Annotated in this window: 21 protein-coding genes and 3 pseudogenes; 16 read left to right on the top strand and 8 right to left on the bottom strand. The window is 36.7% G+C overall.

Features of this window, described 5'->3' with window-relative positions; translation table 11 throughout:
• Window positions 1–74 precede the first annotated feature (74 nt).
• From ACWYN3_RS18100 to ACWYN3_RS18035, 14 genes and pseudogenes are all read left to right on the top strand, one after another.
• Window positions 75–1,319, top strand: a complete 1,245-nt coding sequence (locus ACWYN3_RS18100) for a hypothetical protein (protein ID WP_456222380.1) — start codon at window positions 75–77, stop codon at window positions 1,317–1,319.
• 105 nt (window positions 1,320–1,424) lie between these two features.
• Window positions 1,425–2,402, top strand: a complete 978-nt coding sequence (locus ACWYN3_RS18095; protein WP_456222379.1) for a lantibiotic dehydratase — start codon at window positions 1,425–1,427, stop codon at window positions 2,400–2,402.
• An 80-nt stretch (window positions 2,403–2,482) separates the two neighbouring features.
• Complete coding sequence (locus ACWYN3_RS18090) at window positions 2,483–3,451, top strand: thiopeptide-type bacteriocin biosynthesis protein (RefSeq protein ID WP_456223063.1); 969 nt, start codon at window positions 2,483–2,485, stop codon at window positions 3,449–3,451.
• A 119-nt stretch (window positions 3,452–3,570) separates the two neighbouring features.
• A complete protein-coding gene (locus tag ACWYN3_RS18085; RefSeq protein ID WP_456222378.1) occupies window positions 3,571–3,906 on the top strand; it encodes a TetR/AcrR family transcriptional regulator in 336 nt (111 codons plus the stop codon).
• Window positions 3,903–4,154 (top strand): hypothetical protein, encoded by a 252-nt coding sequence (locus ACWYN3_RS18080; protein WP_456222377.1) that lies wholly within the window; start codon window positions 3,903–3,905, stop codon window positions 4,152–4,154. The genes ACWYN3_RS18085 and ACWYN3_RS18080 overlap by 4 nt, the downstream gene beginning before the upstream one ends.
• A 34-nt stretch (window positions 4,155–4,188) precedes the next feature.
• On the top strand, window positions 4,189–4,887 hold the full coding sequence (locus ACWYN3_RS18075) for a TolC family protein (protein WP_456222376.1): 699 nt from the start codon (window positions 4,189–4,191) through the stop codon (window positions 4,885–4,887).
• Between the two features lie 49 nt (window positions 4,888–4,936).
• Window positions 4,937–5,392, top strand: coding sequence for a TolC family protein (locus tag ACWYN3_RS18070; RefSeq protein ID WP_456222375.1), 456 nt, complete (start codon window positions 4,937–4,939; stop codon window positions 5,390–5,392).
• A 162-nt stretch (window positions 5,393–5,554) separates the two neighbouring features.
• Window positions 5,555–6,712, top strand: coding sequence for an efflux RND transporter periplasmic adaptor subunit (locus tag ACWYN3_RS18065; RefSeq protein WP_456222374.1), 1,158 nt, complete (start codon window positions 5,555–5,557; stop codon window positions 6,710–6,712).
• A 22-nt stretch (window positions 6,713–6,734) separates the two neighbouring features.
• Window positions 6,735–7,397 carry an efflux RND transporter permease subunit gene (locus ACWYN3_RS18060; protein WP_456222373.1) on the top strand — a complete coding sequence of 221 codons (663 nt, stop codon included), beginning with the start codon at window positions 6,735–6,737 and terminating at the stop codon, window positions 7,395–7,397.
• Between the two features lie 47 nt (window positions 7,398–7,444).
• Window positions 7,445–8,469 (top strand): annotated as a pseudogene (locus ACWYN3_RS18055) (efflux RND transporter permease subunit).
• Window positions 8,460–8,930, top strand: coding sequence for an efflux RND transporter permease subunit (locus ACWYN3_RS18050; RefSeq protein WP_456222372.1), 471 nt, complete (start codon window positions 8,460–8,462; stop codon window positions 8,928–8,930). Before ACWYN3_RS18055 ends, ACWYN3_RS18050 begins: the two are co-directional and overlap by 10 nt.
• 20 nt (window positions 8,931–8,950) lie before the next feature.
• The gene (locus ACWYN3_RS18045; RefSeq protein WP_456223062.1) at window positions 8,951–9,271 is read left to right on the top strand and encodes an efflux RND transporter permease subunit; all 321 of its coding nucleotides are present in this window, start codon (window positions 8,951–8,953) and stop codon (window positions 9,269–9,271) included.
• A 20-nt stretch (window positions 9,272–9,291) separates the two neighbouring features.
• Window positions 9,292–9,918: pseudogene (locus ACWYN3_RS18040) on the top strand (efflux RND transporter permease subunit); the annotation flags it as partial.
• A 160-nt stretch (window positions 9,919–10,078) separates the two neighbouring features.
• The gene (locus ACWYN3_RS18035) at window positions 10,079–10,927 is read left to right on the top strand and encodes an Rpn family recombination-promoting nuclease/putative transposase (RefSeq protein ID WP_456222371.1); all 849 of its coding nucleotides are present in this window, start codon (window positions 10,079–10,081) and stop codon (window positions 10,925–10,927) included.
• A gap of 178 nt (window positions 10,928–11,105) precedes the next feature.
• Here the strand turns inward: ACWYN3_RS18035 and ACWYN3_RS18030 are convergent, their stop codons facing one another.
• The 7 genes from ACWYN3_RS18030 to ACWYN3_RS18000 all read right to left on the bottom strand — a co-directional run bounded on the left by ACWYN3_RS18030 (window position 11,106) and on the right by ACWYN3_RS18000 (window position 16,928).
• Window positions 11,106–11,816, bottom strand: a complete 711-nt coding sequence (locus ACWYN3_RS18030) for a DUF4198 domain-containing protein (RefSeq protein WP_456222370.1) — start codon at window positions 11,814–11,816, stop codon at window positions 11,106–11,108.
• Between the two features lie 43 nt (window positions 11,817–11,859).
• A complete protein-coding gene (locus tag ACWYN3_RS18025; RefSeq protein WP_456222369.1) occupies window positions 11,860–12,690 on the bottom strand; it encodes a PepSY-associated TM helix domain-containing protein in 831 nt (276 codons plus the stop codon).
• Between the two features lie 31 nt (window positions 12,691–12,721).
• Window positions 12,722–13,156, bottom strand: coding sequence for a PepSY domain-containing protein (locus tag ACWYN3_RS18020; RefSeq protein WP_456222368.1), 435 nt, complete (start codon window positions 13,154–13,156; stop codon window positions 12,722–12,724).
• A 37-nt stretch (window positions 13,157–13,193) separates the two neighbouring features.
• A complete protein-coding gene (locus ACWYN3_RS18015; RefSeq protein WP_456222367.1) occupies window positions 13,194–13,841 on the bottom strand; it encodes a DUF4374 domain-containing protein in 648 nt (215 codons plus the stop codon).
• The gene (locus ACWYN3_RS18010) at window positions 13,838–14,425 is read right to left on the bottom strand and encodes a DUF4374 domain-containing protein (RefSeq protein ID WP_456222366.1); all 588 of its coding nucleotides are present in this window, start codon (window positions 14,423–14,425) and stop codon (window positions 13,838–13,840) included. Before ACWYN3_RS18010 ends, ACWYN3_RS18015 begins: the two co-directional genes overlap by 4 nt.
• Before the next feature lie 98 nt (window positions 14,426–14,523).
• The gene (locus ACWYN3_RS18005) at window positions 14,524–16,377 is read right to left on the bottom strand and encodes a TonB-dependent receptor domain-containing protein (RefSeq protein ID WP_456222365.1); all 1,854 of its coding nucleotides are present in this window, start codon (window positions 16,375–16,377) and stop codon (window positions 14,524–14,526) included.
• Between the two features lie 218 nt (window positions 16,378–16,595).
• On the bottom strand, window positions 16,596–16,928 hold the full coding sequence (locus ACWYN3_RS18000) for a carboxypeptidase-like regulatory domain-containing protein (protein ID WP_456222364.1): 333 nt from the start codon (window positions 16,926–16,928) through the stop codon (window positions 16,596–16,598).
• Window positions 16,929–17,033: 105 nt separating this feature from the next.
• Between ACWYN3_RS18000 and ACWYN3_RS17995 the strand changes: the two genes are divergently transcribed.
• The gene (locus ACWYN3_RS17995; RefSeq protein WP_456222363.1) at window positions 17,034–17,447 is read left to right on the top strand and encodes a hypothetical protein; all 414 of its coding nucleotides are present in this window, start codon (window positions 17,034–17,036) and stop codon (window positions 17,445–17,447) included.
• The gene (locus ACWYN3_RS17990) at window positions 17,428–17,745 is read left to right on the top strand and encodes a helix-turn-helix domain-containing protein (RefSeq protein ID WP_456223061.1); all 318 of its coding nucleotides are present in this window, start codon (window positions 17,428–17,430) and stop codon (window positions 17,743–17,745) included. The genes ACWYN3_RS17995 and ACWYN3_RS17990 overlap by 20 nt, the downstream gene beginning before the upstream one ends.
• A gap of 69 nt (window positions 17,746–17,814) precedes the next feature.
• On the opposite strand, the pseudogene ACWYN3_RS17985 reads toward ACWYN3_RS17990, so the two are convergent.
• Window positions 17,815–19,004, bottom strand: a pseudogene (locus ACWYN3_RS17985) (AIR synthase related protein).
• Window positions 19,005–19,010 lie beyond the last annotated feature (6 nt).

The following is a 19,010-nucleotide window of genomic DNA, read 5'->3' as shown; positions in this document are numbered from 1 at the left end:
ATAATAAAGGTATAGGAGATGATGTTGTATTCATGAAGTTTCTTCCGAAAGAAATTCAGGATAATGTTTCATTGATGAAAAAAAAAGAAATTGTTAGCAACGAATTGTTTTTAGAATTCAAAAATGAATACCTGATTCTCCTTAATTCAGAAAGAAGGGCACTTCAAAACCACTCTAGAAACGATATTTTGCTAAATGGTTTATTCATGGCTAGTCAGTCATTGTTAAATTCTACAATTAAATATCACGAAGCTGATATTAGCGAGTTTAATAAAAAACATTTTAAAATTGAAAAAAGCATACTCAAATATTTATCTAGAACAGCCGCCAAAACTTCGCCCTTTAGTACACTTACAAGTCTATCTATTGCGGCTTTAAATAATAGAAATTTAGAAAGCCCTTTCATAAAAGTTAAATGTAAAGGTAATCGAGAACCTATAAGTGTATTTAGGGTTAATAACTCTATTCAACAACTTTTTAAACGATTATTATTAACGGATTTAACAATTATTGGGAATTTTAATATAACACTTAATTCTACGTGTAGATATAATGAGGGATCATTATCGTTTCTGATAAATAGAAATAACGTTGAATCTTTCCAGGTTGTACAAACCGATGACGTTATTGATCTATTGATTTCTTTTTTTAAAAACGAAAACTCTATTAAATTTGAATGCTTAATTGAGAAAATGAGGAACTTTATTGATTCTGATATAAACCTATTAGGTCGTTATTTGAGTGATTGTATTAGTTCCGGTCTTTTAGAAGTAGAGTTAGGTGTTTCCGGAATTGATCCGGATTGGATTTTGTCAATGTCTAATTATCTATGTGAGAACTTCAAAGATAATGCTTCTGAAAGTATTGAGCAAATGATAAAAACACTTCTTTTGCTGGATAAATCAATTCTTCATTATGGGAAGAAGAATTTTCAACAGCGATCTGAAATATTATCAATTATCCAAAAACAGATTAGTCAGACGATTACCTCATTTAATGATCATAAAACTAATAATGAACAATTAAAAGATGATACATTTCACGAAATTGATGTCTCAGACCCGACGAAATTAGGAAATGTTTTTTATGAAGATTCAAAAGCCCAAATAAACATTGAAATCTCGAAAGATAACTTATTTAGAGCAGGCGAAAAATTATTTGAATTTAGTCAGAACCTAGATATTTTAGATCTTAATAATCATAAAAAGGCAAGTTTTTTTGAGTTTTTTGATAAGAAATATATAGGAGTTGATAGAATATCAATTATTGATTTTTATGAAGATTATTATAGGGAAAAAAAAAAAAAAAATCTTAGATAGATCTGATAGTGACACTCATGAAAATTCGGGACATTTTGATCACACAGAGATTGATCAGAATAATATGTTTATCAACGAAAGTATATATAATAAGGTATTGTGTAGATGGAAAGATATATTTATGAAAAAAATCTAAATCTGGATCTCGAATCAGATAAAGATATTATTATTGACCTGGAATTTGTAAAAAAGGCTAATCAAGATATTAATTTTAAGCCAGATTTAAAGAAGAAAAGATCTATTGCTGGGTACATTCAAATCTCAATAGATTATTCAAAGGATAGTAATGAAAAATTAATAGTTGTTAATTCTTTGTTTTCTGGATATGGAAAAATGTATTCTAGATTCTTACATCTTTTCCCAAAATCAGTAACTAGGAAATTAAAGGAAAATAATATTAGAATTCAGCCTAAAAACTCTGTGTTTGCTGAGTTACAGGATTCATCATTTCATAATGCAAACTTGCATCCCAATTTATTAGATTATGAAATAAGAATACCTGGGGGACATAAATCACTAGCTGGAGATAAACAGATTTTGTTATCGGATATCAATGTGTTGATTAATAGGTCAGAAAAATCACTGAAATTGATTCATAATAAGACGGGTAAAATTATATATCCTTTTGACCTAGGGTTTCAAGGAAGTGCTGGGAGATCTGAATTATTTAAATTGATGAATGTATTCACTTATGCAGATTTTAATTCCCCAATTTCCCTGGTGAACTATATTAGCAATAAAATATATAAACATAAGGGGGCCAGAAATGTGATAATCCTTCCAAGGATAATGTATGGGAACGATATTTGTTTTCAGCGAAAAACATGGATTATTTCAAAGAAATGTGTTCCTATTAGAAAGGTCGATGAAGATGAGGTATCTTATTTTTTCAGAATTACAGAATGGAAAAATACATTTCTTATTCCAGATCATTTTTTTGTCCGTTTAGTAGTGAGATCAGTACAAATAAATTTTGAATATCCCAAGTCTGTCGGGAAAGATGACTACAAGCCTCAGTTTGTAAACCTTAATTCTTTATTATTAGTTATACTTTTTGAGAACCTTATTATTAAAAGCCGGTGATTATTTTCAAATCGATGAAATGTTACCTGATAAGGATAAGTTATTGAAAATCAGAAACTCTCGTTATGTGAGTGAATACTATGTTCAATTTGATAATTAGTTTATGTCGGATAGAAGATGGTTTTTTTGTTTATTTATACTGCTCTGAGGTATCAGTGGACGATGTTTTGATCCTTTTTCTTTTTAAGAAGATTAGAATTTTTAAAAAAAAATACAATTTCAGCAAATATTTTTTTATTAGGTATAATGATGAATACGGGGATCATGTACGTCTAAGAATGTTTGTAGAGGGCAAAAAAATTGAGCGTATCATAAAACCAAATATAGAGAATGAATATATAGACTTTCTTAAAAGATTCTTAGGCGTAAAGTATTCAAATTTTAATAATATAATTAGATATACGGATTATGAACCTGAAGTTGAAAGATACGGAGGAGACAAGTGTATTTCAATCGCTGAAGATTATTTTTATTTATCTTCTCAGACACAAGCAGATTTAGCTAAAATTTATGATTTTAAAAATTATTCGTCTAAAATTCTCTTAATATTACAATTGCAACTATTAGCTCTTTATTCTTGGAGTAATGATAAGGAGATTTTAAAAGGAATTTTGTTAAATATTATTAACGATTGGATTTTTGCAACTCTGAAAAAAGTCGGTTCTTTTACTAACTTAAGAAGTTTGTGTAATTCAGAGGATGGAAAATATTGTATTGAATTATTCTCGAAATCTTATAATCGTGACAGTGATTCAATTATTGCTGCTCTTAGGATGGTTTCCGATGATATTCAATATAACAGATTAAAAATTAATAATGTTTACAATAAATGGTTTGTGAATAATAAGATAATCTTAGAAAAGCTTTGTATGTTAGAAATTAATCAGAAAAAGTTATTTAAGGAAAAAATGGATTCGCCGAAGGAATTTCTTAATCTGTCTATATTTAAAAGCCTGATTCATATGAATAATAATAGAATTGGAATTGATAATTCTGAGGAGAGTTATATTGCATATATACTATTTAGATTTATTGACCAAGATCTATAATTGTTGGTATTTCTTTGATGTTTTTTGCAACTATGATCTTTACATAACCCTATCACTTTTCTGTCATTTTAGGTTAAACGATATTTTCTTGTTTTAATTTTCTGTTTATTTGCAACCGAATGAACGTTCAATTAGAAGATAATACAGGAAAACGTGTAGCTGTCCTAAACAGCACACTTGCTTTGATTAAAGAGCACGGATTTCATGGTGCGCCCATGAGTCTCATTGCAAAACATGCCGGCGTTGCAGCAGGCACTATATACCACTATTTCGATTCTAAAGAAACTCTCATACTAGAGCTTTATGTTCATGTGAAAGATAAACTGGCATTGGCTATATCAGCAGGGGATGACCCTGAAAAGCCATATAAAGACCGTTTTTTTAACTTTATGATCAACCAGTTTAATTTCTATGTGGAAAACGAAAACTCACTGTTTTTCTTGAACAATATATGAGCTCTCCTTTTGCGAAGAATTTCCCTGAGAAGGATAGTCAACTATTTGCAGACAAGGTAATTACATTGTTTCAGTATGGCATAGAAAATGCTCACTTCAGAAATATTGACTCAAGACTACTGGCCCCTACTATAAAAGGGACACTTGTTGCTGCTGCAACATTCCAGTTATCTGAGCAAATCGTGTTCTCTAAGGAGGATATTCTTGAAGTAGTGAGTATAATATGGGATGGAATTAAAAGGCAATAATATGATTTGTAAAACAAATACCCTTAATATATATATGAAACCTCACAAATTGATTTTAATTATGCTCGTCAGCATACCCGCCCTTCTGCCGGGATTCTTATATGCCCAGACGACAGTTAGAGAACAGCCTACGCTAAGCAATGCTACCTTGCAGGAATGTATTGATTACGCTTTAGGCAATAAGCCTGGGGTACAACAATCACTGATTGACGAAGAGATAGGTGAAAGAGATATCAAATCAGCACTGTCAGGCTGGCTGCCTCAAATTAATGGTACAGGAACAGTGAACCATAACTTTAAGCAGCAATCACAGATTCTGACTACAAACGGGCAGTCTTCTTTACTGACCTTTGGTGGTAAGAATACTTCTTCTTTTGTTTTACAGGCAGATCAGCAGTTCTTAAATGCAGGATTGATCCAGGCATCTAAATCGGCAAAGTTTTACAGACAGCAGTATAAACAAAGTACAGAGAATACCAAAATCAATACTATAGTTGATGTTAGTAAGGCCTTTTATGATGTCCTGACCAGCAAAGAGCAATTGAATATCATTGCAGAAAATATCGCCAGACAGGAAAAACAATTGAAAGATGCGAAAGCTCAGTATGATGCCGGCCTTGTTGACAAAACAGATTATCAAAGAGCACAGATCAGTTTGAGCAATTCTCAGGCAGATAGAAAAAGAACTGATGAATTATTAAAGTATAAATATGCTTATCTGAGAGAGAGTTAATTGGTACAGTGCGGAAAAGCCATTTGGTCTGTCTTTTACTTCAAGTGATATGGAGAAAGATGTCATGATTGATACTGCTCAATTGTTAAACTATCAGAACCGTATTGAATACCGTTTACTGGAAACGCAGAAACAATTGCAGAAAATTACAACCAGTTATAACAAATGGAGTTATTCACCTACACTTTCTGGTTTTATCAATTACGGATGGAATTATCAGAATAATACGCTGAGCAATTTATATGACCAGACTTTCCCAAGTTCTGTAGTAGGATTGAAATTGACGATGCCGATCTTCCTTGGAGGAAAACGTACACAGGAAATTAAAAAATCTCAGTTGCAGGAGAGAAAGATTGATCTTGATTTAATCAATACTAAAAACAAGATCAACACGCAATACGAACAGGCCATCGCTACTTATAAAGCTAATCTGAATGATTTGCATACGAATAAATCGAATGTTGACATCTCAAAACAGGTTTACAATACGATTAAGCTTCAATAAGCTCAATGATGAAGGAATTAAAACTTACCTGGATCTGACTACTTCAGAAACTGACCTTCGTACTGCACAAATTAATTATCTGAATTCATTATATAACCTCCTTTCGTCAAAATTAGACGTAAAACAAGCATTAGGAATAATCACCGTAAACCAATAAAAGACATGGACATTAAATACATAAAATTAGGCATCTTAATCCTTGGTTCAGTAACATTAGCATCTTGCGGTGGTAAACCTGCACCTGCGCAAGGACCTCCTCCGGCTACTCCGGTAACAACTTATACGGTTGATGAACAACCTGTAATTACGGTGGATACTTATCCTGGTGTGGTTATCGCGTTGAACGAAGTTGAACTTCGTGCACAGGTTGGCGGTTATATTACTGCGATCTATGTAAAGGATGGTCAGCGTGTAACCAAGGGACAGAAATTATATGAAATTGACCGCACAAAATATCAGGCGGCCTATAACTCAGCTCAGGCTAATGTGGCGGTTGCGAAAGCGAACTGTGATAAAGCAAAGAAAGATGCTGATCGTTATACTAAGTTAGCGCAGCAGGAAGCTATCGCTAAGCAACGTGTAGATTATGCATTGACTGACTTAGCTAACGCTGAATCACAAATTGCTGCTGCAAAGGCAAATCTTGCTTCTGCTGCGAATGATTTACAGCGTTCAATTATTGTTTCTCCTTTGACCGGAACAATTGGTATTTCACAGGTAAAACTGGGTGCTTTAGCATCTCCGGGTACTACACTTTTGAATACTGTTTCTACGAACGATCCGATCGCTGTAGACATTCCTGTTAACCAGGCTGAAATCCCTCGTTTTATCCAGTTAGAGAAAAATACAGCTGCGGTTAAAGATTCTTTATTCAGTATTCAATTGCAGGATAACAGTATCTACAAACGTCAGGGTAGAATTATAGCGATTGACCGTGCGGTTGATCCTCAAACAGGTACAATCAAAGTAAGGATCAGCTATCCTAATGAAGGCGGCAGACTTATTTTCTGTATGAACGTTAATCTGCAGGTGTTAAACAAAGCGGTTGGTAACCAATTAGTGATCCCTTATAAAGCGGTTACAGAGCAATTGGGTGAATTCAACGTGTATGTTGTTGGTGACAGCAGTAAAGCCGCGCCAAGAGTAATTAAGGTGGGTACACAGGTAGATCAGAATATCGTAGTGAAAAGCGGTCTGAAAAAAGGTGAAGTTATTGTAGTTGATGGTGTTCAGAACGTGAGACCAGGTGCAGTAGTACACGCAGGATCGGCAGCAGAAGCAAATGGACAGCAGCCGGCGGCGGGTGCACCAAAGAAATAGTTATTATAAGAATTTCAAGAATATGATATCAGAAGTATTTATAAAACGACCGGTCACGGCGATCGTCATTTCCATATTAATTGTACTGATAGGAGCGATTGTGATCACCACATTGCCGATCAGTCAGTATCCGAGTATTGCCCCGCCTACAGTTACCGTTACTGGTACCTATACCGGAGCTGATGCGCAAACGGTAGAACAAACGGTAACTACGCAAATTGAGAGTCAGATTAACGGTACGCCAGGAATGAAGTACTTGTCATCAAATAGTACATCAGATGGTCGTTCGGCGATTACTGTAACTTTTGATGTAGGTACGAATATCGATATTGCTGCACTTGATGTGCAGAATAGGGTAGGTATCGCACAACCTGGATTACCTGAGGCTGTTCAGCGTTTAGGTATTACCACTAAAAAAGCGAATAATGATATCCTGATGGTTATTGGTCTTTATTCTCCGAATGGGACTTATGACCAGAAATTTATCTCTAACTATGTCAACCTATACGTAAAAGATGCGTTATTGCGTATCAAAGGTGTAGGGGATGTACAGGTATTCAGTCAGCCATTTAGTATGAGGGTTTGGCTTGATGCAGGTAAACTGGCAAGGTTAGGTTTAACACCAGCACAGGTTTCTGCTGCAATTGCTGAACAGAATACACGTGCTCCCGGTGGTAGTGTGTAGGTGGGCCACCGCAGCAAAATTCACAGACTTTTGAATTCTCTGTAGTAATGGATGGTGATTTGAACTCTGTAGAGCAGTTTAAAAATATTGTTGTTAAGACTGGTCAGGATGGTTCTCCGGTGTATCTTAAAGATGTGGCACGTGTAGAATTAGGTGAGTTTGCTTATTCTACTACTGCAAAGGTTAATGGTAAAGTTGCTTCGTTAATGGCTGTCAATCAGACTCCGGGTGGAAACGCGGTTCAAACTGCTGCCGGTATTGATCAAACAATGGCTGAATTAAAAAAATCATTTCCTAAAGATTTAGATTTTAAAATCAGTTATGAAACGGTTTCTATTATTAAAGTTTCTATCAGTGAGGTAATCCATACGCTTGTTGAAGCGCTTATCCTGGTAACAATCGTGGTATTCTTCTTCTTACAGAGCTGGAGAGCGACATTGATTCCTGTATTAGCGATTCCGGTTTCTATTATTGGTACTTTTATCTTTTTTACGTTATTAGGATCTCTATCAACGTATTGACGATGTTTGGATTTGTCCTCGCCATCGGTATTGTGGTGGATGATGCGATTGTGGTCGTGGAAGCGGTCCAGCATTATATGGACCATGAGGGGCTTTCAGCACCTGATGCTACCCGCAAAGCGATGAAGGATATTACTGCTCCTGTAATTGCGATTGCATTGATCCTTGCTGCGGTATTTATACCAGTAGGGTTTATACCGGGTATGGTTGGTCAGTTGTATCAGCAGTTTGCGATTACAATTGCTGTATCGGTATTGATCTCGGCATTTATCGCTTTATCACTTACTCCGGCATTATGTTCATTGTTATTAACGCCAATGAATCTGACAAAAGATTCAAAAGGATTGAATAAGTTCTTCTATAAATTCAATGGCTGGTTTGCTAGGGTAACTCTTGGATATTCTAATGGAGTGAGATGGGCATTGAAAAAAGCGCCTTTAGTAATGATTATTCTTGCCTGTATTTATGTAGGTACGGTTGGTTTATTTTTGCGAAAAAACCATCAGGGTTTATTCCGAATGAGGATGCTGGTATCTTTATTATGGGGGTAACCTTACCAGAAGGTGCATCCGCAGTTCGTACCAATGCGTTTATTAAACGTATTACGGATTCGATACAGAAAAATATTCCTGAAGTGGAAAATATCACTTCGGTAAGTGGTATTAATATTCTGAACAGATCATTCAAGTCTAATGCAGGTACGTTCTTCGTACAGTTAAAGAACTGGGATGACCGTAAAAAGGATGTGGCTACAGTTTTAGCGAGTGTATCTAAAACGTTTGCGGGTGATAAGGATGGAAGTGTGTTAGCAGTTACACCGCCGCCAATTCCGGGATTAGGTATCAGTGGTGGTTTCTCGATGCAGATCCAGGAAAAACAGGCTGGTGATATCAAGAAGTTTGAAGGTATAGTTGGTAAGTTTCTTGCAGCTGCAAATCAGCGGCCTGAAATCGGATTTGCCTATACTTTGTTTAATGCAATGCAAGAACACCAAATTATCAACTTCATGTAGATCGTGATAAAGTGAAGAGGATGGGTGTTTCTATTGGAGCTGTATATAGCACAATTTCTGCTTATCTTGGTAGTAGCTATATCAATGATTTCACTAAATACGGACGTAGTTTCCGTGTAGTTTCACAGGCTGATACGAATTTCAGAAGCAGCATCGAAAATCTGAACCAGATTTATGTAAATAATAGTGTGGGAACACCTGTTCCGTTAAGTTCATTTGTTACTTATAAGATGACTGAAAATGCTTCTATTATTAATCACTATAATATGTTCAGGTCAATTGAGATCGGTGGGGGGCTGCGAGACCTGGAAGAAGTTCTGGGGATGCGCTACAGGCTTTAAGAGAAGTTGCCGCGCAGACGTTACCACAGGGTTATACTTATAACTTCTCTGGTTTGAGTTTGGAAGAAACGGAGGCTGGAAGCAGTACAACATTGATCTTCGGTTTGATCATTGTCTTTGTATTCTTGTTACTGGCTGCATTATATGAAAGCTGGTCTGTTCCTTTCTCTATCTTATTAGCGGTTCCGCTTGGTTTGTTTGGGGCGATTCTTGCCTTGATATTCCTGCCGAAACTGGATAATAATATTTACGCACAGGTTGGTTTGATTACACTGATTGGTCTATCTGCCAAGAATGCGATTCTGATTGTCGAGTTTGCGAAAGAGCGTGTTGACTGGGGGATGGAGTTAATTGCAGCAACTATTGAAGCGGTTAAATTAAGGTTACGTCCGATCATTATGACATCTTTAGCGTTTATTCTGGGAGTTATTCCTTTAATTATCTCTTCAGGTGCAGGTGCAGTTTCCCGTATGACTATTGGATGGACAGTAGCTGCGGGTATGCTTTCAGCGACTATCCTTGCCTTGTTTATTGTTCCGGTACTTTTTGTACTGATCACTAAACTGGCTTATGGTAAGAAAAAGCTGGCTGAGTTAGAAGCGAATTATAAACCAGAAGAACATACTGATACGCTGCATGCAGATTAAGCGTTAATTATAATCATAAAAAAGCCGTCTCATCTTCATTGCGAGACGGCTTTTTTTTTTTTTGCAATATTTTGCTATATTGAACTGTTATTTAATAATAGAGATATTTATTACCTTTTAAATATAAAACAGGAGTAGCTTGGGATAAATCATTTGAATTATGTCAGCTAGAACAAATAAATACATTGATCCATTATCAGATTTCGGTTTTAAACATCTTTTTGGGGGTGAACCTAATAAAGAGGTGATGATTGACTTTTTAAACGCGCTGTTTGAGGGAGAAAAACAAATTATTGATATTGTGTACAACCCAACTGAATTTGCTGGTGACGACAAGGATCATAAAAAGGTCTGCTTCGATTTATTGTGTACGGGAGACCAGGGCGAGCAGTTTATCGTGGAGATGCAGCGCGCAGCGCATGATAATTTTGAAGACCGGTGCATCTTTTACCTGAGCAGGCTTATTCACCAGCAAAAATTAATGGGCAAGGGTAGCTGGAGAGTTAAACTAAAAGAGGTTTTCCTGATTGCAATTCTGGATTTTAATATGAAAAACTGTTTAAGTGATCACTATTTGCAAAGTATTTCACTGGTGAATACGGGTACTGGTGAAAAATTCCACAATGGACTGGGATTTAAATTTTTGGAACTGCCTAAATTTGATAAAAAAGAAGATGAACTGGAAAATGAGCTGGATAAATGGGTTTATATGCTTAAACACATGCACAGTTTGAATCAGATTCCTAAATATCTGGATAAACGTATTTTTCAAAAAATATTTAATATCGCTGAAATGGGCAGACTATCACCAGAACAACAATTTTTATACGAATCGTATTTACAGAAGCAAGCTGACGATGAAAGCATCATGGAATATGCAAAAAACAGAGCAGCGGAAAAAGGATTAGAGCAGGGGATGAAACAAGGTTTAGAGCAAGGTTTAGAGCAAGGTTTAGAGCAAGGTTTAGAACAAGGCTTAGAGCAAGGGAAAAATATGAAACTTCTTTAGCCATAGCCAGAAAAATGAAAGAAGAGAATTTTGACCTTGTTAAAATTTCCGCGTTTACTGCACTTTCAATTGAAGAAATAGAAAGGCTTTAAATACAAAAAAGAGGTTGTACCATAAGTTGAAATTATTTGAGAATCCCGACTTATGGCACAGCCTTTTTTTAAGAAGATAGCTTTCTTTATTTTACCTCAAAGCTGTAAGTAGCACCTTGCCAGATGGCTTCATAGGCTTTACCCTGATGTTCACCTTTTACTTTTTGGAATTCGGCTACTTCGATTACATATATTCCTGGCCAGATCGGAGTAAACTGAACCAAGCCGTTTTCATCTGTTTTGGTTTCTTTAGCCCATCCTGAAGGAGAAAATATTGAAACTGTTTTAGCTTTAGCGGCCTCTTTATTTAAGGAAGCAGTTAACTTAACTGTTTGATTAACTTTTAATGGTGAAGTATTATCAAGTTTTAAATTCAAGACATTGGTTGTTGTTGCAGTTGAAATAGATTTTCCTACAGTAACATTTGTACTGGCCAGAAAATGATACTTTGTCGTACCGCCAAGTTCTTTTGCCTCGTGACTTACTTCCAATGCATATAAGCCATTTTTATCCGGGGTAAAGCTACTTGTAAATGCGTTGCTATCTGAAGTTAACTTCAGCTGTGTTCTTTGCTGATCCGGACCAACAAGCCATAAGGTGAACTCTTTTACATCAGAATACCATTTAGAGATATTTTCTCTTTCATTCGCAGCATATTCACCGTAATAGACTTTTACGGTTTGCTGCTGACCAATTTTTCCGGTAGTACCAGTTTCTATCCAAAGCGCATGTGCAGACAGGTTAGTTGTGATAAAGCAAAATAAGATGCTCAGTGTTAAAAATGCTAGTTTCTTCATTATTTTTGATTTAGTGTTTATTTAGTCTTTCTGATAATTCATATTAATGCAGGACTTCCTGCAATTCGGTTTTTTGTGTTTGAGTGGACTTTGGGGCTTTAATGGGACCTGATTGTTCTGGTTTAGTATTCTTAGTACCTTTCTTCTTGAATTTACGGCCATACCAAATAAGAAATCCTGTGATAGGGAGAGAGGCTCCTATTAATGAAGCAAGGAATGCCAGGACTTTGCCGGGGAAACCAAGAATACTTCCGACATGAATGTCATAATTCATTTTGCGGATTTTACCACCAACTCCGGCCTCCTCATAAGAAGTGGAATAGATGTCTTTCGATTTTAGTTCTTTTAAGGTGTGCTGGTCAAAGGTATAACTCAGGCTATTGTAAAATTGGCCCTGACTGGGATATACTCTGATGTTTATGGTTGACTTCGCCTCAGAAGTGTCAGGAAAGCTATAATAGAATCCCACTGATTTTTGATGTCTGACGATAACTTTCTGCCATGCTGCATCTATGGCCTGTTCTGGCGTATAGAATTTTTTAGCCTGCAGGGAATCAGACTCAAGTCGTTTGGACTCTGTGATTTTATCTCCTCCGGTAGTCACCCAGTATAGACCTTCACTGTACCAGTTAATGCCATATACCATTCCTGTAAGCGCAATTGCCAGCAGAAAGAGCAAAGAGTAAAAACCTAATACATTATGAAGATCGAGATTCAGTCTTTTAAAGGATGCTCCCCATTTAATTTTGAAGCTTTTATCCCGTGTAGATTTATTCCATTTTTTAGGGTACCACCAGATCAGTCCGGTAATCAGCAATACAACAAATACCATTGTACCATAGTTTACAATAGGTCTTCCGATTTTATAAGGCATCCACAGAAATCTGTGTCCGTTGAGTATAAATCTAAAAAAAAAAATCTGTTTCTCCTTTTTTTCGTTCTACCGCGCTGATAACTTTCCCAGTGTAAGGGTTTATCTTTAAGGTTACTCCACCGCTTCTGCGCTCTTTCTCATTAGGATCTTTTAAACCCAGGCTTATTACGCGTCCTTGCTGATAGGTAGCGTATGAAACCACCTTGCCGGGATAGAGATGTTTACCGATTATACTCAGTTGAGAAGGGGTAAAAACGGCTTTATCTTGTTTTTCTACTTTAGTTTCTGGCTCTAACAGACCTGTTATTTCTTCGTTAAATACCCATATGCAGGCTGTGATACAGACGATTAAAACAACGACGCCAGAAACAAGCCCCAACCAAAGATGCAGCCACTTGTTTATCCTTGTGAAAAGGGAGTCAGTTTTTTTCTTTTTTTGCAGGGTTTGTTTTGTTCCGGTGATCATTGTATTCTGTGTTTTGTTATGATACTCTTTTTCCAATTTAGTAGCTCAGTGCGCTAATAGCAGTAATAGTTCCGCCTTCTACCTTTAGTCCGCGTTTGGCGATAGCAAGATTTGCATCAAATACATAGACGTAACTTCCTTCGCTGGCAGTTGTAATTCCGATGTATCCTTTTGTGCCATCTTTAGGAGAATAATTTGTACTGGTAACCTGGGTAATATCAGCAGGAAGACCCGTTACCCATCTAAATGTCTTATTTACTACTTTTACAATAGCAAATTTCCCGGCCAGCCCCGTTGATGTATCAGGAGTTGTGTAAAGTCGTACAATGAAATTGCCCTGACCAACATAGGTTTGATTGGAAATATGATGCCCTCCTGATTCTTTTTCTATGTTGAAGAAGTAGCTTTTATCGAATTCTGTTGTTCCTTTATTAATACGGACGATAGCGGAAGGGTTTGTAGATACTGGTTGGCTATTTCTGGTGGCAGATGCTCCTGAAAAGCCGTAAGTATCCCCATTTTCGATTTCTACTAAACCGTTATTGAAATATGCACCAATAAAACTGGTGCGGTTATCTCTGATGATCTTTTCAAGTTTAAGTTCTGGATAAGAGAATACTGCTACCCATGTACTATCCGGGTATGCGGTTCCAAATACATCGGGTTGCGCACCTTTGATACTCATGTAAGGCAAAAATACTTTGTCACCAACTTGTGTTGCCCCATTAATGTGAGCACGTTCTCCATTTCCCGCAAGCTTACTATGTTTACCTGTTGTTCACCGACAATCTCATATTTACGCGCATCAACACGAAACATACTGGCCGATTCATTTCCGGATCTTGGTACCTTGATCAGGAAAATATCATCTTTTACAGCAGCAGAAACCTGCACAGTTTCAGTTTGGAAGTTAGTCAGCTTAGTTAGCTTACCAGTACCATCCAAACGGTAAGTAGTTACTGCTCCGGGATTACCCTGGCCATACAGTAAACTGAAGAACCTGTTTTTATTGGTGACGTAATACCTGTATGATCCATCTTGTTCAATTCCGTTGCCTTTTGTGGTAATCATTCCTTCGTCCAGGTTATTCGCAGTTAAAAGATAATCGGCGATGCCTGTTGTGCCTACTGGCGTGGCGGTGATAATATATTTCGTTGCACCGGTTAACTCAGTATCTGTATCTTTTACCTCTGAAAAATCCAATGGCGGATCGCAGGCTGTTAAAAGGCTGATTATTCCTAAAGTAAGTAGTAAGTATATATTTTTCATCTGTTTATAATTTGTTTTTTATTTGTGATGAAGCTATCAGATTTATTCATCCCACTGTGTGGTTTGAATAAATCATGATGGTTTCATATCTGTTCGGATTATCTGTTATTGCTGATGAAATATCTCACTTTGGCGTAGAATGCTCTTCCTGGCTTTTGCAGTGAAAAATTGTCGTAAATTCTGTTATCAGTTAGGTTTTTACACTCTAATGCAATGTTATATTTGCCGTTTCCAAGGGTATATACAATATTTACGTCTTGCATCCACTGTCTTGGAATAATAGATTTGGTTTCAGTAGTACCCTGACTTGGCCATGATAAATAGGAATGGTGAACATATAGAACATTATAGCCCATTGTTAGGTTATTCCCCTTTTTGCCTACGTTCTTAAAAAAAAGTGAAGCGTCGGCATTACCGAACATATAAGGGATATTTGGAATTCTGTCTTTGTATAGCGGGCTCTCTATCATTTGGTTTGGTTCAAACCTGGTACTATTATTACGCAGATTCTGGTAAGTGAAATTTACTCCAGTGGTAAATAACTGTTTAAATGAGTATCTGATTTCTCCTTCTATACCAGTGTTAGTCACCCCAGGGACATTATCCATGACGAGTTTAGTTTGATTATTGTTAGGTCTGGCACGAATAAAATCCTTTGCATTCCGGTAAAGTAAAGTTCCATCAAAACTGAACTTATGTATTTGGTTGATCTGGGTCTGATAGTTTATACCCAGATTAAAGTTGTGACTATGTTCGGGTTTTAGCCCTATGTTTGCTTCGTAGGTCAATATATCGCCAAACAATTCGTCACTTTCAGGTAATCTGTAACTTTTTTCATAAGAACCTTTAAGCTGCAGATTTGAGTTTAGAAAGTAGGTTGTTGCAAAGCCATATCCAAGCGTATTGAATCCTCTTTTTTCGACCAGATAAGCTATATCTCCCCAGTTACCACTTGGATTGTAACTTTGAGAATAGGTAGTGTGCTGAGAAAAGTATTTGGTGAAAAAAGATGTGTTCCACTTTTCAGATGGACTATATTTATACCCAAATCCTAAAATGTTTTTAATGTTTTTACGAGGTTGCTCATAGTCATTACTCTCCGGATAAAGCTCATCTGATCCTTTTCTGTTAAATGTATTGTAAACATTATTCAATGCAAATGAATGTTTGTCATTCAAAGTGTAAGTCAGGTTTATTGCACCCATACCATTGTTATCGTTGAATTTATACATAGAGCGTGAACGTTCGCTTCCTGCACCTTCATATTGTTTGTATTCCTGAAACCAATTGTAGCGGCGATAAACAGTATCGATATTTTGCTCGTATCCAAGATTGAAATTTCCGTTAACTCTCAGATCAAGGCCTTTAGTGAACAGGTCTTTCTTGGAGTAAACGACTGTTGGCATTATTGTACTACCTCTTTTATGCAGTTTACCAAAAACGGTAGCCATGCGTGCACCTGTCTGTATTTCTGCATAATTCTGGCCCATTGTAATTCCAAACATCAGCTGATCAGCATAAGATTTGTTAACGATACCGGCACTGGCAATAATAGTTTCATTATGATAAGTATCGTTGAATCTTTTAACTTTTTGGTTTCGGTAGTACTTTCCTGAAAAGGATGCAACATCTGTTGTTATGGTGTAATCATTGTCTGAATAATTCTGGAAGGCATTTAATTGAAACTTAAAGCCAGATGCCGTGGTGTATCCTGTATTGATCGAAGTTTTGTGGGTATTAAACGATCCGTAAGAATAGGAAACATCTGCATAGCTTTTAAGATCATTGGCAGTCACAATATTAATCGCTCCGCCCAGTGCATCTGAACCTAGCCATACAGGCACTACACCTTTATATACTTCGACTCTTTGTGCCAGATTGATTGGGATATTATTGAGCTGAAACGATGATCCGAAATTATCCATCGGTACGCCATCTAAAAAAAACTTCACCTGTTTACCTGAAAACCCATTTAGGGAAAGTTCAGATCTGGGAACCACACGCCAGCTTCGCGCACTCTTATGCCCGAAACCCGGTCTAATGCATGTGAAATATCAAGCGTAGAGTTGTGTAGTTTTTTTTGGCATCTATAGAAGTTACATTAAAAGCCTGTCTGTTTACTTCCTGATTAGCTGTACGGCCAATTACTGCTACTTCTGAAAGATTGTTCTCATCTGTTTGTAAAGTAAATAGTGTTTTTTTTTTTTGTCTCAGGTAAAGGGAGGGTAATTTTAATAGTCTGCTCTTTATATCCCATATGTCTGACGCGTATTTTGTAGATGCCTGCAGGAAGGTCTTTAAAGCTAAATTCTCCCGATGCATTGGTAACTGATGATTTGTTAACCTCTATTGCTGTAATACCTGCGCCCTCAAGTGGCCGGCCATTAATGTCTTTTACTGTTCCTTCAAAGCTGTGTTTTTGTTGGGCGATAGTATTGAAACTGGATAAGGTAAGTAAGAGCAAAATAAAAAAAGCAAAAGGTTGTTTGGTAAAAATTTGCATGTGTTATTTCTTTTGTGTTTATTTAGACTTGTTATTAATTGAGTGCAAAAATAGCGTATTGGAACTACGAGTTTTGCAGCAAAGTATACGGAATCAGCAATCTGGATGGTAGAAATTTATATTAAAAAGGGGGAAGAGATTCTTATTGAATCTATAAGTGTTATAAGACGTGCGAATTATGCCGTTAATAAAGCTGGTATCAAATCAATAGATTCAGGAGTGGTGTTGTTCCTTCCGGATACTACTTTTGATACAAATTTCTCTGCGAATTTACCTCTTGAACTTAGTGGGCAGCAGTTGTATAAGATTGCTTATGATACCCGGAAAATTTTGGATGAACTGACCGGAAGGAGCCTGGGTAAATATGCTAACTTTTATACTAAAATTAAGATCTGTGAGCTGATGGTTATAATCATTGAAGCGAAAGAAAAGGCTGTTGAAGATGTAAATAAGTGGAGTAAAAATGATATTGCCGTATTTGAAATGATATCAAAAAAAGATCAGTCAGAATCTCTCTAAGAGTATTTCTATAGCTGGATTAGCTGAAAGAGCCGGGATGAACCGTACAAAACTCCAGGCAGGTTTTAAGGAAATAATAGGACTGACGATTAATAGCTATACTTCTGAATTGAAAATGCAGAAAGCCAAAACACTATTGATTAATAAGCCGGGATATAGCCTGAAGCAGATTGCTGCTGTGGTAGGTTACAGCTGCGGAAACCATTTTTCTGCTGCTTTTAAGAAAAAATTCAGCTTCTCTCCATCATCTTTGAGGAATACAGCGTCACTGACATTTTCAGTTTTATTATGGGTTTGATGATGATTTAAAAGGCATAAAAAAAGAGCTTGTTTTACAAGCTCCTTTTCGTAGATATTTTTTCAAGGTCTATTCGTAATTAAACTGCCCTTTTTCACTGGTAATGGTTACTTGTTTATGAGCCGATTCTTCAACACGACCAATAATCTGTGCGTCGATATTGAAGCTTTTAGAGATCGCGCAATGATATCATTAGCGATTTCCTGAGGTACATATAATTCCATTCTATGCCCCATATTGAATACTTTGTACATTTCTTTCCAGGCTGTTCCTGATTGTTCCTGAATCAATTCGAAAAGAGGGGGAACAGGGAATAGGTTATCTTTAATAACATGGATGTTATCATTGATAAAGTGAAGTACTTTAGTCTGTGCACCACCACTGCAATGTACTAATCCATGAATCTGGCTTCTGTGTTTCTCTAATACTTTTTTGATTACCGGTGCATAGGTACGGGTAGGAGAGAGTACTAATTTTCCAATAGTAATTTCAGTATGCTCATCGATACTGATTTTATCAGTTAGTTTTTTTCCGCCTGAGAAAACAAGATCGTAAGGTACTGCCGGATCAAAGCTTTCCGGATAACTGTCTGCTACAGATTTATCAAATACATCATGGCGTGCCGAAGTTAAGCCGTTAGAGCCCATTCCGCCATTATATTCTGTTTCATAAGTTGCCTGACTGACCTGATGACGACAGACCAACAATAACGTCGCCTTTTTGAATATTGTGATTGCTGATTACTTCGTCGCGTTTGATACGGCAGGTAACAGTTGAATCCACAATAATTGTACGTACCAGATCACCTACGTCAGCAGTTTCACCACCAGTAGAATAAATAGAAATACCCATTTCTCTCAGTTCAGCAAGAATTTCTTCTGTTCCGTTGATAATGGCAGCGATAACTTCTCCTGTGATCAGGTTTTTATTTCTACCGATAGTAGATGATAGTAAAATATGATCAGTAGCACCTACGCAGATTAAATCATCAAGATTCATAATGATAGCATCCTGTGCAATACCTTTCCATACGGAAAGATCACCGGTTTCTTTCCAGTAAACGTAAGCTAAAGAGGATTTTGTACCTGCACCATCAGCGTGCATTATATTACAAAAGGCATCATCATTACCCAGTATATCCGGAATGATTTTACAAAATGCTTGTGGGAAAATACCCTTGTCTCTATGTTTTTGATGGCTTGATGCACATCTTCTTTCGAAGCCGAAACGCCACGCTGGTTGTACCTGTTATCACTCATATTGCT

This window comes from Pedobacter sp. NJ-S-72, assembly GCF_053890575.1.
Note: the sequence above shows the minus strand (reverse complement) of the source record. Positions and strands in the feature narration are given on the sequence as shown.

Bases quoted from the DNA above. Each gene is read 5' to 3' on its own strand.
- ACWYN3_RS18100 (WP_456222380.1), top strand. From the start codon at position 75: ATGAAAAAAAAAGAAATTGTTAGCAACGAATTGTTTTTAGAATTCAAA.
- ACWYN3_RS18095 (WP_456222379.1), top strand. From the start codon at position 1,425: ATGGAAAGATATATTTATGAAAAAAATCTAAATCTGGATCTCGAATCA.
- ACWYN3_RS18090 (WP_456223063.1), top strand. From the start codon at position 2,483: ATGTTCAATTTGATAATTAGTTTATGTCGGATAGAAGATGGTTTTTTT.
- ACWYN3_RS18085 (WP_456222378.1), top strand. From the start codon at position 3,571: ATGAACGTTCAATTAGAAGATAATACAGGAAAACGTGTAGCTGTCCTA.
- ACWYN3_RS18080 (WP_456222377.1), top strand. From the start codon at position 3,903: ATGAGCTCTCCTTTTGCGAAGAATTTCCCTGAGAAGGATAGTCAACTA.
- ACWYN3_RS18075 (WP_456222376.1), top strand. From the start codon at position 4,189: ATGAAACCTCACAAATTGATTTTAATTATGCTCGTCAGCATACCCGCC.
- ACWYN3_RS18070 (WP_456222375.1), top strand. From the start codon at position 4,937: ATGGAGAAAGATGTCATGATTGATACTGCTCAATTGTTAAACTATCAG.
- ACWYN3_RS18065 (WP_456222374.1), top strand. From the start codon at position 5,555: ATGGACATTAAATACATAAAATTAGGCATCTTAATCCTTGGTTCAGTA.
- ACWYN3_RS18060 (WP_456222373.1), top strand. From the start codon at position 6,735: ATGATATCAGAAGTATTTATAAAACGACCGGTCACGGCGATCGTCATT.
- ACWYN3_RS18050 (WP_456222372.1), top strand. From the start codon at position 8,460: ATGGGGGTAACCTTACCAGAAGGTGCATCCGCAGTTCGTACCAATGCG.
- ACWYN3_RS18045 (WP_456223062.1), top strand. From the start codon at position 8,951: ATGGGTGTTTCTATTGGAGCTGTATATAGCACAATTTCTGCTTATCTT.
- ACWYN3_RS18035 (WP_456222371.1), top strand. From the start codon at position 10,079: ATGTCAGCTAGAACAAATAAATACATTGATCCATTATCAGATTTCGGT.
- ACWYN3_RS18030 (WP_456222370.1), bottom strand. From the start codon at position 11,816: ATGAAGAAACTAGCATTTTTAACACTGAGCATCTTATTTTGCTTTATC.
- ACWYN3_RS18025 (WP_456222369.1), bottom strand. From the start codon at position 12,690: ATGCCTTATAAAATCGGAAGACCTATTGTAAACTATGGTACAATGGTA.
- ACWYN3_RS18020 (WP_456222368.1), bottom strand. From the start codon at position 13,156: ATGATCACCGGAACAAAACAAACCCTGCAAAAAAAGAAAAAAACTGAC.
- ACWYN3_RS18015 (WP_456222367.1), bottom strand. From the start codon at position 13,841: ATGAGTATCAAAGGTGCGCAACCCGATGTATTTGGAACCGCATACCCG.
- ACWYN3_RS18010 (WP_456222366.1), bottom strand. From the start codon at position 14,425: ATGAAAAATATATACTTACTACTTACTTTAGGAATAATCAGCCTTTTA.
- ACWYN3_RS18000 (WP_456222364.1), bottom strand. From the start codon at position 16,928: ATGCAAATTTTTACCAAACAACCTTTTGCTTTTTTTATTTTGCTCTTA.
- ACWYN3_RS17995 (WP_456222363.1), top strand. From the start codon at position 17,034: ATGGTAGAAATTTATATTAAAAAGGGGGAAGAGATTCTTATTGAATCT.